This window comes from Kangsaoukella pontilimi (genome assembly GCF_009830125.1).
Lineage (GTDB): Bacteria > Pseudomonadota > Alphaproteobacteria > Rhodobacterales > Rhodobacteraceae > Kangsaoukella > Kangsaoukella pontilimi.
In genome coordinates this window covers 1-13,369 of sequence record NZ_WUPT01000007.1, presented here as the reverse complement: position 1 = coordinate 13,369, position 13,369 = coordinate 1, and the positions used below count along the sequence as shown (strand labels likewise).

At 63.1% G+C, this 13,369-nt stretch carries 10 protein-coding genes; 9 read left to right on the top strand and 1 reads right to left on the bottom strand.

From position 1 onward, the window contains the following. Positions 1–47: 47 nt before the first annotated feature. Positions 48–1,703, top strand: coding sequence for a glycoside hydrolase family 13 protein (locus GQ651_RS18475; RefSeq protein WP_160765765.1), 1,656 nt, complete (start codon positions 48–50; stop codon positions 1,701–1,703). Between the two features lie 9 nt (positions 1,704–1,712). Here the strand turns inward: GQ651_RS18475 and GQ651_RS18470 are convergent, their stop codons facing one another. After that, positions 1,713–2,732 (bottom strand): LacI family transcriptional regulator, encoded by a 1,020-nt coding sequence (locus GQ651_RS18470; RefSeq protein WP_319637487.1) that lies wholly within the window; start codon positions 2,730–2,732, stop codon positions 1,713–1,715. 169 nt (positions 2,733–2,901) lie between these two features. On the opposite strand from GQ651_RS18470, the gene GQ651_RS18465 reads away from it, so the two are divergent. From GQ651_RS18465 to GQ651_RS18430, 8 genes are all read left to right on the top strand, one after another. Continuing rightward, positions 2,902–4,134: an ABC transporter substrate-binding protein gene (locus GQ651_RS18465; RefSeq protein ID WP_160765763.1), complete on the top strand. Its 1,233-nt coding sequence runs from the start codon at positions 2,902–2,904 to the stop codon at positions 4,132–4,134. A 94-nt stretch (positions 4,135–4,228) separates the two neighbouring features. Then, positions 4,229–5,161, top strand: a complete 933-nt coding sequence (locus tag GQ651_RS18460) for a carbohydrate ABC transporter permease (protein WP_160765762.1) — start codon at positions 4,229–4,231, stop codon at positions 5,159–5,161. A 19-nt stretch (positions 5,162–5,180) separates the two neighbouring features. Continuing rightward, a complete protein-coding gene (locus tag GQ651_RS18455) occupies positions 5,181–6,098 on the top strand; it encodes a carbohydrate ABC transporter permease (protein WP_160765784.1) in 918 nt (305 codons plus the stop codon). 5 nt (positions 6,099–6,103) lie between these two features. Continuing rightward, positions 6,104–7,174 carry an ABC transporter ATP-binding protein gene (locus GQ651_RS18450; protein ID WP_160765761.1) on the top strand — a complete coding sequence of 357 codons (1,071 nt, stop codon included), beginning with the start codon at positions 6,104–6,106 and terminating at the stop codon, positions 7,172–7,174. Positions 7,175–7,183: 9 nt separating this feature from the next. Continuing rightward, complete coding sequence (locus GQ651_RS18445; RefSeq protein ID WP_319637486.1) at positions 7,184–9,586, top strand: glycoside hydrolase family 2 protein; 2,403 nt, start codon at positions 7,184–7,186, stop codon at positions 9,584–9,586. Next, entirely contained in the window at positions 9,579–10,340 is a 762-nt protein-coding gene (locus GQ651_RS18440; protein WP_160765760.1) for a sugar phosphate isomerase/epimerase family protein, read from the top strand. Before GQ651_RS18445 ends, GQ651_RS18440 begins: the two co-directional genes overlap by 8 nt. Positions 10,341–10,346: 6 nt before the next feature. Then, entirely contained in the window at positions 10,347–11,480 is a 1,134-nt protein-coding gene (locus GQ651_RS18435) for a Gfo/Idh/MocA family protein (RefSeq protein WP_160765759.1), read from the top strand. After that, positions 11,477–13,075 carry a glycoside hydrolase family 43 protein gene (locus GQ651_RS18430; protein ID WP_160765758.1) on the top strand — a complete coding sequence of 533 codons (1,599 nt, stop codon included), beginning with the start codon at positions 11,477–11,479 and terminating at the stop codon, positions 13,073–13,075. Before GQ651_RS18435 ends, GQ651_RS18430 begins: the two co-directional genes overlap by 4 nt. Positions 13,076–13,369: the final 294 nt, after the last annotated feature.

The following is a 13,369-nucleotide window of genomic DNA, read 5'->3' as shown; positions in this document are numbered from 1 at the left end:
CGGGCGGCTGATCCATCCCGACACCTCAAACACACGACGGGTGCAGCATGACCGACACCAAAATCCCCTGGTGGAAGACCGCCACCGGCTACCAGATCTATCCGCGCAGCTTCGCTGACAGCAACGGCGACGGCATCGGCGATCTGCCCGGCATCATCTCGAAGCTCGACCACCTCGCGGATCTGGGTGTCGGCTTCATCTGGCTCTGCCCGATCTATGCCTCGCCCATGCGCGACAACGGCTACGACATCGCGGATTACTACGATATCGCGCCCGAGTTCGGCACGCTCGAAGACTTCGACCGCCTCGTGGCCGAGGCGCGCGCGCGGGGCATCCGCATCGTCATGGACCTTGTCGTCAACCACTGCTCGTCCGACCACGAATGGTTCCGAAAGGCCTGCGAAACGCGGGACTGCCCGGAACACGACTACTTCTATTGGCGGGATGCACAGCCCGACGGTTCGCCGCCCGACGATCAGCGGGCCTGCTTCGGCGGGTCGGCGTGGCAATGGGTCGAAACTGTCGGACGCTATTGCTATTGTCATTTCGGACCGCAGCAGCCCGACCTGAACTGGCATAACCCGGCGCTGCGGCAGACCATCTACGAGATGATGAACTGGTGGCTGGACCGGGGGATCGGCGGGTTCCGCATGGACGTGATCGAGCTTGTGGGCAAGGACATCGACGCGCGCCATTATTACGAAGGCCCCGACATGCACCGCTTCATTCAGGAGATGCATCAGGCGTGCCTTGCCGGACGAGACGTGATGACGGTGGGCGAAAGCTGGTCCGTGACGCCGAAGACGGCGCTCGACTATTGCGGACGGGACCGGGCCGAACTGGATATGGTCTTCGGTTTCAATCACATTCAGGCCGCGTGGGACCCTGCGAAGGGGCGTTTCGGCCCGAACCTTTTCGATCTGAGGCGGCACAAGGCAATCCTGGCAGACTGGCAATACGCTCTGGCCGATGACGGGTGGAATTCGCTCTACCTGTCGAACCACGACCTTCCGCGTCCGGTGTCGCACTATGCCTGTGACGGTGAGCACCGGGTACGGTCTGCCAAGATGCTGGCGACGGTCACCTACCTGATGAAAGGCACCGCCTTCGTGTTTCAGGGCGAGGAAATCGGCATGACCAATGTCCGCTTCGAGAGGCTCGACCAGTTCCGCGATATCGAGACGCTGGGACAGTGGACGGAGCAGGGTGCACAAGGAGTTTCGCTGGACGATTTCATCGCGGGCGCGAATGCCAATGCGCGCGACCATGCGCGGACACCGATGCAATGGACGGCGGAGCCGGGTGCGGGGTTTTCGGGGGCCGAGCCTTGGATGATGCTGAACCCGAACCACGTCGACATCAATGCCGCCCGGGACCGTGCAAATCCTGAGGGCGTCTTCGAGTGGTATCGCAAGCTGATCGCGCTCCGACGTTCCGAGAGCCTTGTCTGGGGTGGCGCCTTCGAGTTGCTGCTGCCGAACCATCCGGCGCTTGTGGCTTATCTGAGGACCGAGGGCGCGCGCCGAATGCTGGTGATGGGTAGCTACTCGGGCGATGAAGTGCACCTGTCCGCGGCCGACCTGCCTCTCGGGGACTGGCAACCGGTTCTTGCCAATGCCGATGGCGTGAATGCGCCGGGAGGCGACATGACGGTGCCGCCCTATTTCGCCGGTGTCTGGATTGAAGAGGGTGCGGGGCGCTGAGCCGGGTGTTCAGCCCACCGTGTCGGATGCCGTGGCGCTGACCAGCTTTTGCATGGGCGGCAGGTCCGGCCGTTCGATCGCCTGGATCGCGGCGCGGGCCAGATACGATCCGGCTTCGCGCACGTTCTCGCGTGCGGTGCCGATGGGCGCCCGGAAATAGCCGAGGAAGGGTGTGGCTTCCTTGGCGAAGACCTGCAGGTCGGTGCCGATCTGCCGGCCGATGCGCTCGGCCCCGACCACAGCCGCGATCGCTGCCGTGGTCGACGGACAGATCAGCCCGTCCCGGTCAGGGTGCGCCTGAAGGTATTCCGCGATGCGTGTCTGGATGACCTCGCCGGGATCGTCGCCCGAGATGCCGGTCAGAACCTCGAAACTTGCGCCACTGCCCGCCAGCGTGTCGCGCGCGCCGCGGATCATGTCCTGAGCATAGTTCTGAACCTCCGGCGGGGCGAGGATCGTGATGGCCCGGCATCCCCGCGCCAGCAGACCACGCGCTGCGATCTGGCCGAAAGTCTCGTTGTCGAAGTCGAAATAGGGGTGCCTGTCACGCCACTTCGAGCGGCCGTAGCAGACGAAGGGGAAATTTCGCTCCATCAGATAGGCGATGCGCGGATCGTCCACTTCGACGCGGTTCAGGATCACCGCATCGGCGGACGCTGTCTCGACGATATAGCGGACGGGGATCATCGGGTCTTCGTCGGGAAAGTAGGGCGTCACAATCATGTGGTAGCGCGTGTCACGCAGCTCCCGTGCGATGGACGACACAAGCTGGCCGGTGTGATCCGTCACCTCATTGTCGGTGCCGAGAACCAGCGAAATGACGTTGGTTTTTCCGGTTCTGAGACGCACGCCGGCGCGATTCGGAACGTAGCCGATTTCCCGCGCGATTTCGCGGACACGGGCCTTGGTGTCCTTGCCGATGTCGGGAGCGTCGTTCAGAGCCCGTGACACGGTTGGCACCGCCAGCCCGCTCAGTTCCGAGATGGTCCGCAAGGTTGGCTTCTTTGGGCTCTCGATACTGGAAGCCACGGGATTTCCTTTGAAATTCAGCCTGGAGCAGGCTGGTCGTCCACTCGGCATACGCGGTGTTGACCGCGCCGAACAGGCCTTTGTTATCCTCCGAATAAACCGTCTTGCCAGAAAAATCTATAACGATATAGTTTCGATCTATAACGATATAGGAAACCGGGAGGAAGCCATGAAGTCGTTTAAAGCCCTGTTGGGTGCAACCGCATTTGTTAGCGCTAGCGCCGCGTATGGCGCAGATCTGGAAGTCACTCATTGGTGGACATCCGGCGGTGAAGCCGCCGCCGTTGCCGAGTTCGCTAAGGCGTTCAACGAGAAGACTGACCACAACTGGGTCGACGGCGCCATCGCCGGTTCCGGCGGTACCGCGCGTCCGATCATCATCAGCCGAATCCTCGGCGGTGACCCGATGGGTGCGACCCAGCTCAACCATGGCCGTCAGGCCGAAGAGCTGATCGAGGCGGGGCTTCTTCTCGATCTCACCGATGTGGCCGAGGCCCAGGGCTGGCGTGACATCGTTTTCCCGTCGTCGCTTCTGGATGCCTGCACCTATGAGGGACGCATCTATTGCGCTCCGGTAAACATCCATTCGTGGCAGTGGATGTGGCTCAGCCACAAGGCCTTCGAAGATGCGGGTCAGGACGTGCCGTCCAACTGGGACGAGTTCGTTGCCGCTGCACCGGCGCTGAGCGATGCGGGCAAGATCCCTCTCGCCATGGGCCAGCAGCCCTGGCAATCCGCCGGTGCCTTCGGCGTGATGTCGGTTGCCATCGCCGGTCTGGACGCCTGGCGCGCCGTGACCGTCGACAAGAATGCCGAAGTGGCGGCGGGCCCCGAATATGCCAAAGTCTTCCAGGCCGCTGCGGACGCGCGGGAAATGGCCGCGAACTCGAACGTGCAGGACTGGAACCAGGCGACCAACCTCGTGATCACCGGTCAGGCCGGTGCGCAGATCATGGGCGACTGGGCGCAGGGTGAATTCCAGGTGGCCGGCCAGACTGCGGGCGAAGACTACACCTGCCTGCCGGGCCTTGGCGTGAACGAGCTGCTCGATACGGCGGGCGATGCGTTCTACTTCCCCAAGCAGGACAATGCGGATGTCGAAGCCGCCCAGAAAGAGCTGGCCGCGCTTCTTCTCAGCCCGGAAGTCCAGGTGGCCTTCAACCTGAAGAAAGGCTCGCTGCCGGTTCGTGGCGACATCGACATGTCTTCGGCCAACGCCTGCATGCAGAAGGGCCTCGAAATCCTCGCATCGGGCAATGTTCTGCCTTCGGGTGACATGAACCTATCGCCGGATACGCAGGGCCAAATCGAAGACCTGATGGTCGAGTTCTGGAACGACCCGTCCTATTCGGCCGCCGACGCTCAGGCCGCCTACGCGGATATCATCGCGAACGCGGACTAAGCGCTCCTCCCCGGGGTCCGGTCATAGGCCGGACCCCGACTCGTATCCGAACCGGCTCGAAGAAGCCGGGCGACGACGCCAAAAGGGGACCGGCATGACACTTGCAGACAACGCCGCGCAATCGCGCGCCAATGAGCATCAGACAAAGCGACCAAGCCGCCTGTTCAAGAACATGACCGCCAAGGTCGCGTCGATCCCGATGGTTCTGACCGCCCTGGTCGTCTTCGTCGGCTGTACCGCCTGGACGATCACCTATTCCTTCACCAATTCGCGCCTTCTGCCCCGGCTGGAATTCGTCGGCTGGGATCAGTACGACCGGCTCTGGTCGACGCGGCGCTGGCTCATCTCGATCGAGAACCTCGCGATTTTCGGCATCTGTTCGCTGATCCTGAGCTTCGTGATCGGCTTCACGCTGGCGGCGCTGCTCGACCGGAAAATCCGGGGAGAGGCCGTCTTTCGGACGATCTTCCTCTATCCCTTCGCGCTGAGTTTCATCGTGACCGGCCTTGTCTGGCAGTGGATTCTGAACCCCGATTTCGGAATTCAGCAGGTTGTGCGCGACTGGGGCTGGGAGAGTTTCGTTTTCGATCCGCTGAACAACGCCGATATCGTGATCTTCGGCATTCTGATCGCCGGGATCTGGCAAGGTTCGGGCTTCATCATGGTGATCATGCTCGCCGGTCTCAGGGGCATCGACGAAGACATCTGGAAGGCCGCCCGCGTCGACGGGATCCCCACATGGAAGACCTATGTGCTGGTCATCATCCCGATGATGCGGCCGGTCTTCGTCACGGCACTCGTCATCATCACGTCAGGCATCATAAAGGTCTATGACCTCGTGGTGGCGCAGACATCCGGCGGACCCGGCATCGCGTCGGAAGTGCCCGCGAAATACGTCATCGAAAAGATGTTCCAGTCCCAGAACCTTGCGCAGGGTTTCGCGGCCTCGACCATGATGCTTCTCAGCGTCCTCGTCGTGCTGATCCCCTGGGCTTACCTAGAATTCGGAGGCAAGAAACGTGGCTGATACGACCGTTTCCCTCGCCATGGAAGGGCCGCGCGGGCCGAAGCCGCGCCGCCGCCTGTCCCCCAGAAACATTATGCTCTACGGCACGCTCATCGTCGTGGCGCTGTACTACGCTTTGCCGCTTTACGTGATGATCGTCACCTCGCTGAAGGGGATGCCGGAAATCCGTCTTGGCAACGTCTTCGCGCCACCCGTCGAAATCACCTTTGAGCCGTGGGTCAAGGCGTGGTCCGAGGCCTGCACCGGCATCAACTGCGAAGGCCTCAGCCGGGGCTTCTGGAACTCGATCCAGATTCTCGTGCCGTCGGTTTTCCTTTCCATCGCCATCGCGTCGGTCAATGGCTATGCGCTCGCCAACTGGCGGTTCAAAGGCTCGGAGGTCTTCTTCACCATCCTGATCTTCGGTGCCTTCATCCCGTATCAGGTGATGATCTATCCGATCGTGATCATCCTGCGTGAAATGGGCGATGGCATCTCCGCCGTCACCGGCACCGAATTCCGTCTGATGGGAAGTATCTGGGGACTTGTTCTGGTCCACACCGTGTTCGGGATGCCGATCCTGACGCTTCTCTTCCGCAACTACTTCACCTCGGTCCCGGAGGAGCTGTTCAAGGCCGCCCGTGTCGACGGCGCCGGCTTCTGGGGCATCTACTTCCGGATCATGCTGCCCATGTCGCTGCCGATCTTCGTGGTGGCGATGATCCTGCAGGTGACGGGCATCTGGAACGACTTCCTGTTCGGAGTGATCTACACCAAGCCCGAGACCTATCCGATGACGGTGCAGCTGAACAACATCGTCAACTCGGTGCAGGGGGTGAAGGAATACAACGTCAACATGGCCGCGACGCTGCTGACCGGGCTTGTGCCTCTGGTCATCTACTTCGTGTCCGGCAAGCTATTCGTGCGCGGCATCGCCGCTGGCGCGGTCAAGGGGTGAGCATCATGCATTCGGTTGAAATCAAGGACCTGGACCTGAGCTTCGGCGCCGTGAAGGTGCTTCAGGGTCTGAACCTCGACATTCATGACGGCGAATTCCTCGTGCTTCTGGGGGCGTCTGGCTGCGGGAAATCCACGCTGCTTAACTGCATCGCAGGGCTGCTGGAGGCGACTGACGGCCAGATCTTCATCAAGAACGAGAACGTGACCTGGAAGGAACCTTCCGAGCGCGGCATCGGCATGGTGTTCCAGTCCTACGCGCTCTACCCGCAGATGACGGTCGAAGGGAACCTCAGCTTTGGCCTGAAGAATGCGCGTGTTCCCAAGGACGAGATTGCGCGCCGTGTCGCACGGGCTGCCGAAATCCTCAGGATCGAACCGCTTCTCAAGCGGAAGCCCGGCGCGCTCTCCGGCGGTCAGCGTCAGCGGGTCGCCATCGGTCGCGCGCTTGTGCGAGACGTGGACGTGTTTCTCTTCGACGAGCCGCTGTCGAACCTCGACGCGAAACTGCGCACCGACCTCAGGGTCGAGATCAAGCGGCTGCACCAGCAACTGGGCAACACGATTATCTACGTCACCCATGACCAGGTCGAGGCGATGACGCTGGCCGACCGCATCGCCATCATGAAGGGCGGTGCGATCCAGCAGCTTGCCTCGCCGTCCGAAATCTACAACCGGCCCCGGAACAAATATGTCGCCGATTTCATCGGCTCGCCCGCGATGAACTTTTTCGAGGGCGTGCTGGATGGTGGCACTTTCCGCGTGGGCGACCTCTCTTTCTCGACCGAGGGCTACGAGTTCGAGAAAGCGCCGTCAGGACCGGCCTTCATGGGTATCCGTCCCGAGCATGTCGCGACGGGCGATTCGGCGACGGCGCAACCGATTCAGCTCGAGAGCACCGTTGAGCTGGTCGAGCCAATGGGGTCGGACACGCTGGTCTGGGCCACGGTGGCGGGCGAGCGGTTCCGCATCCGCGTCGACGGTCAGACCGAGATCAGGGCCCGCGATCCGATCCGGATCGGGTTCAGCGCGGCGCAGGCGTCCTTCTTCGACGCGGCGTCCGAACTGCGCATGTAGATTTTTCACGTGACGGCGATCGACCTCTCCGGGCGGTGGCGCCTGACGGATGAGCGGGGCGAGCACGATCTTGAGATCGCTCTGCCCGGAGACGTTCATTCCGCCCTGGCCGACATCGGTATTCTGCCTGATCCCTACCGGGGCCGGAACGAGTACCGTTGCCGGTGGGTCGCCGAGCGCGATTGGAGCCTGATCCGCACGTTTGAGGTCGAACGTACGGATATGTCGTTGGTTCTTGACGGCGTGGACACCGTCGCCACGGTCAGCGTGAACGGCACCATCGTCCTGAACGCCGGCAATGCGTTCCGCAGGCATCGGGCGGATGTCTCGGGCGCGCTTCGCAAGGGCACGAACGAGATCCGCATCGATTTTCCCTCCTCCCTGCGCATCGCTGCAGAGAGACAGGCAGCACAGCCCTTCTTTGTGCCCTATCAGGAGTCGAACTGCCCTCTGCCCAACGGCAACATGCTGAGAAAGCCGCAATGCGATTTCGGCTGGGACTGGAACATCGCACTGGCGCCTCTTGGAATCTACGGCAGGATGACGATGGAGCCGCTTCGCCCGCTGGAAATCGCGCGTCTGCACATCACGCAGGACCATTCGGGCGGCGAGGTCCGGGTGACCGTCGCGGTCCATGTCGAAGGCGCGGGGCAGGGGACGCTTTGCTTCGACTTCGACGGGATGACTGAGACGATCGACGCGGCAGGGCCGGGCATCCATAGCGTCACGTTTGCGCCCGCCGAGCCAAGGCTCTGGTGGCCCGCGGGCCTCGGCGATCAGCCGCTCTATGATCTTGCCGTCACGCTCGCCGATCAGGTCGAGCGGCGGCGGATCGGCCTGCGACGGATCGACCTGATCACCGAACCAGACGAGATCGGCGCGTCCTTCCTGTTTCGCGTCAACGGGCACGACGTCTATGCACGTGGCGCCAACTGGATACCCGCCGACGCCTTGCCGGGCCGGATCACACCCGAGAGCGTGCGCGGCCTCCTTCAATCCGCTGTCGACGCAAACATGAACATGATCCGCATCTGGGGCGGGGGGCGGTATGAGCCCGGTTGGTTTTACGACCTCTGCGACGAACTGGGCCTGATGGTCTGGCAGGATTTCATGTTCGCCTGTCACCTCTACCCCTCGGACGAGGCGTTTCTGGCCGAGGTCGCGGGCGAGGCGGCCGAAGCCGTCGCGCGGCTGCACCACCACGCGTCGATTGCGCTCTGGTGCGGGGATAACGAGCTTGTCGGTGCGCTGACCTGGTTCGAGGAAAGCCGCAAGGATAGGGACCGATACCTCGCCGCCTATGACAGGCTGAACCACACGGTTGAACGCGCACTGAAGGCGACCGCACCCGAGGCCAACTGGTGGCCTTCTTCGCCCTCGCGTGGACGGCTCGATTTCGGGGATGGCTGGCACGATGATACGGCGGGCGACATGCATTTCTGGTCGGTCTGGCACGAGGGCCGCGACTTTGACCACTATCGGGATGTATCGCCGCGCTTCTGCTCGGAATTCGGGTTCCAGTCCTATCCATCAATGGACCGCATTCGCGCCTTTGCCGATCCTGCGGACTGGAACATCGCCTCGCCCGTTCTGGAGAGCCACCAGAAGAACGCGGGCGGCAACGCGCGGATCGCCGAGACCATGTTCCGTTATTTCCGCTTTCCCGAAGGCTTCGAGAACTTCGTCTATCTCAGCCAGGTGCAGCAGGCGCTTGCCATCAAGACGGCGGTGACGCATTGGCGGAGCCTCAAGCCGCGGACCATGGGCACGCTTTACTGGCAACTGAACGACACGTGGCCGGTATGCAGTTGGTCGTCGCTCGACCACGGCGGCGGATGGAAATTGCTCCATCATGCGGCTGCGCATTTCTATGCGCCGCGCCTCGTGACGGCGGTGCCCGAGGGCGACCGTATCGCGCTTCGTGCGGTGAACGACACGCTGGATGCGGCGGGGTGCGCGCTGGTCGTCGACGCTCTTTCGATGTCCTGCACACGCCGCCGACTGACCGAGGACGAGGCGACGGTTCCGACGGACCGCGCGGTCACACTGACCACCGTCGAGGCCGACGCCTTGGCCGCTGACGAGGTGCTGCTTTTCCATTGGGCCTGGACCGACGGCGAAATCGGACAGGACCACTTCGCGCACCGGCCTTACAAGACCTATGACATACCGCAGCCGGGACTGACGATGAAGCGGTCGGGTGACCGCCTTACTCTGACGACTGAGCGCCCCGCCTTCTTTGTCGCGATCGAAGCCAAAAATGGCGCGCGGCTGTCGGACAACTGTATGCTCGTCCTGCCAGACGAACCCTGTCATATCGCCATCAGGAGCGGCGAAACCGGCGCTCTCACTCTGCGCGATCTCCACTCTGCCACCTATGCAACGCCCGAGAAAGGCCCGACCCATGCGTGAATTCTCCTATCAGCTCTACTCCTCGCGGAACTTCGGGCCGCTGCCCGATACGCTCGCCATGCTGGCCGAGGCTGGGTATTCGATGGTCGAAGGCTATGGCGCGCTGTTTGCCGATGATGACAGCGTCGACATGATCCGCGAGGCGCTCGACACCACGGGTCTCAGAATGCCGACCGCGCATTTCGGCATCGACATGCTGACGGGTACGCCCGACCGGGCGCTTGCCGTTGCGCGGAAACTGGGGGTCGAAGCGGTCTTTGCGCCCTACCTCGCCGCCGAGGATCGCCCGAGCGACGCTGCTGGCTGGGCGGCGTTCGGCAAGCGCCTCGCCGAGGCCGGAAAGCCCGTGGTCGATGCCGGACTGCGCTTCGGCTGGCACAACCATGACTTCGAATTTCAAGACATAGGCGGCGACGATCTGCCCATCGACCTGATCGCCCAAGCCAGCCCCGATATCATGCTGGAACTCGATCTCGCCTGGGTGGCCGTGGGCGGCCACGATCCGGTTGACTGGATCGGCAAGTATTCGGATCGCATCCTGTCGGCCCATATCAAGGACATCGCGCCGAAAGGCGAGAATGCGGATGAGGACGGCTGGGCGGACGTGGGCCATGGCACGATGGACTGGCCCGCGATCTTTTCCGCGCTCGACCGCTCGTCGGCAGCCTATTTCGTCATCGAACACGACAACCCCAGCGACGACCGCCGCTTCGCCACGCGCTCGCTCGCGACCGTCAACGCCCTTCAGGAGTAACCCAAGATGACCACGACCGGTGTCGGCCTGATCGGCTGCGGAAACATTTCGGCCGCCTATCTGCGCCTCGCCCCCTTGTTCAAGGGACTGGAGATCCGTGCGGTTGCGGACATCAACCCCGATATGGCGCGTGCGCGCGCCAAGGAGTTCGGCGTCGAAGCCCGCAGTGTCGACGACATACTGGCCAGCGATGACATCTCGGTCATCGTCAACCTGACCATCCCCGCCGCCCACTACGAGGTGTCGACTCGTGTTCTCGAAGCGGGCAAACACGTCTATTCGGAAAAGCCGCTGGTCCTGACCTTGGACGAGGCCAAGGCTTTGGCCGACCTTGCCCGGTCGAAAAACCTGCGCGTCGGTTCGGCGCCGGACACGTTCCTCGGCGGCGCCCATCAGCAGGTGCGTGCCCTGATAGACGACGGCGCCATCGGCAAGGTCGTCGGCGGCACCGCCCATGTGATGAGCCGGGGCATGGAGCACTGGCACCCCAACCCCGACTTCTTTTTCCTGCCGGGAGCCGGTCCGGTGCTGGATATCGGTCCCTATTACATCACCAACCTGATCCAGCTTCTTGGCCCCATCGCCCGTGTCGGCGCTCTGACCAGTGCGGCCACTGACACGCGGACAATCCTGTCCGAGCCGCGAAAGGGCGAGACGATCCCGGTCAAGACGCCCACGAACATCCATGCCCTTCTGGAGTTCAAGAGCGGCGCCACGGTGACTCTTGGCGCCAGCTGGGACGTGAAGGCGCACAGGCACGCGCCGATGGAGCTTTACGGAACGGAAGGCACGCTCTTCGTGCCCGACCCGAACTTTTTCGGCGGCCTTGTAGAGCAAGCGGACGAACAGGGCACGATCAGCCCCGTCACGGCATGGGACCATCCGTTCGGCCGTCCGAATGAGGGCGACGACGGCAATGGCAAACGCGCGAACTACCGGATGGCAGGCCTTGCCGACATGATCGCCGGGCTTCAGGCAAGCAGACCGCATCGCTGTTCTCTGGAGCTCGCCGTTCACGCGGTGGATGCGATGACCTCGATCCTCGTCTCGGGCGAGAAAGGGGAGTTCATCACACTCTCTACCACCTGCGAGCGTCCCGCGCCCCTCGGCCCGGACGAGGCGGCGGCGCTTTTGGCATGATCCGCAACCCGATCCTTCCCGGCTTCAATCCCGATCCGTCAATCTGCCGGGTGGGTGAGGATTACTACATCGCGACCTCGACCTTCGAATGGTATCCGGGCGTTCAGATTCACCACTCGCGTGATCTGGTGAACTGGACGCTGGTGGCCCGCCCGCTGAACCGTCCCGACCTGCTCGACATGCGCGGAAACCCGGATTCAGGCGGTATCTGGGCGCCTTGCCTCAGCTATGCGGATGGCCTCTTCTGGCTGGTCTACACGGATGTGAAGAGGCTGGAAGGCAGCTTCAAGGACGCCCACAACTACATCACGACCTGCGACCGGATCGACGGCGACTGGTCCGAGCGGATTTATGTGAATTCCTCGGGCTTCGATCCCTCGCTTTTCCACGACGAGAACGGGCGGAAGTGGTTCGTGAACATGCAGTGGAACCACCGGGGCACGGGGACCGGCCGAAACCCCGCCCATGATGCCTTCGACGGCATCCTTCTTCAGGAATGGAACCCCGATGCCGGTCTGACGGGCGAGATCACCAACATCTACCCCGGCACCGAACGTGGCCTGACCGAGGCGCCGCACCTCTTCAAGCGGGACGGCTGGTATTACCTGACCACCGCCGAGGGCGGCACCGGCTACGAGCACGCGGTCACACTGGCCCGCTCACGCGACATCCGGGGACCCTACGAGACGCATCCCGCCGCTCACGTCATCACCACCCGTGACGCCCCCGATCACCCGATCCAGCGGACGGGACACGGGCAATATGTCGAGACGCCGGATGGCGCCGTCTATCACACCTTCCTGATGGGCCGTCCGCTGCCGGGCCGCATCTGCCCCCTTGGCCGCGAGACCGGGATCGAACGCTGTGTCTGGGGCGCGGACGGCTGGCTCTATCTGGAAGAAGGCGGCACTGTTCCGCGCGAAGAGGTCCCCGCGCCGAAGGGCGCGGAGCGGCAGGCGGCGAAGCCGATCATCCGCGACTTCGCCGACGGAACGCTCCCCGACGAGTTCCAGTGGCTCAGAACGCCCTATCCCGACCGCCTTTTCCGGGTCGAGCCGGGGTCTCTGATCCTGACCGGTCGCGAAAGCATCGGAAGCTGGTTCGAAAAGTCCCTCGTCGCCCGGCGGCAGGAACACCACGCCTACCGCGCCGAGACGACCCTCGATTTCGCGCCCGAGCATTACCAGCAGGCTGCCGGGCTGATTACCTATTACAACCGCTACAAGTTCCACGCCGCTTTCGTGACCGATGATGGCGCCGGTGTGCGCGTGCTTCAGGTGCTCTCGTGTCACGACAGCTATCCGGGCGGCGCGCTCAAACCGCTTGGGCCGCGGGCCAAGCTGGCCGAAGGGCCGGTGCAGATCGCGGTCGAGGTGGACGGTCTCACGCAGACATTCCTCTATCGACAGAACGACAGCGCGTGGCAGCCACTGGGCGCGCCGCTCGATGCCTCACCGATCTCGGACGAGGGCGCGCCGGGCGAACATCAGTCCTTCACGGGTGCCTTTGTCGGAATGGTCTGTTTCGATACCAGCGGGGCAGGACGAGAGGCGCGTTTCACGCGGTTTGCCTATGCGGGGCAAGGGGCGGCCTGACGTCTCCGCGCTTCGAACGCCACCAAATTCAGTGCCTTTGAGCTAGCCCGCACTATTCTTCCCCGTGCCGCCTTGCATTCGACAGGGCAGGGTCCGACTCTGGCCCAGAGGGTCGATGCTCACGACACCGTTGGAGGAAACATGTCCAATACATTCACGTCTCTCATCGATGGCCACCCCGACACTTCCCCTGCGTTTGGGGCGCCTGGGCGGGAGTGGTTGAGCTATGGGGGGCTTCGGGCTCTGGGGGGTGAGGTTCGGGGGGCGCTTCACGGGGCCGGGATCGGTCGGGGG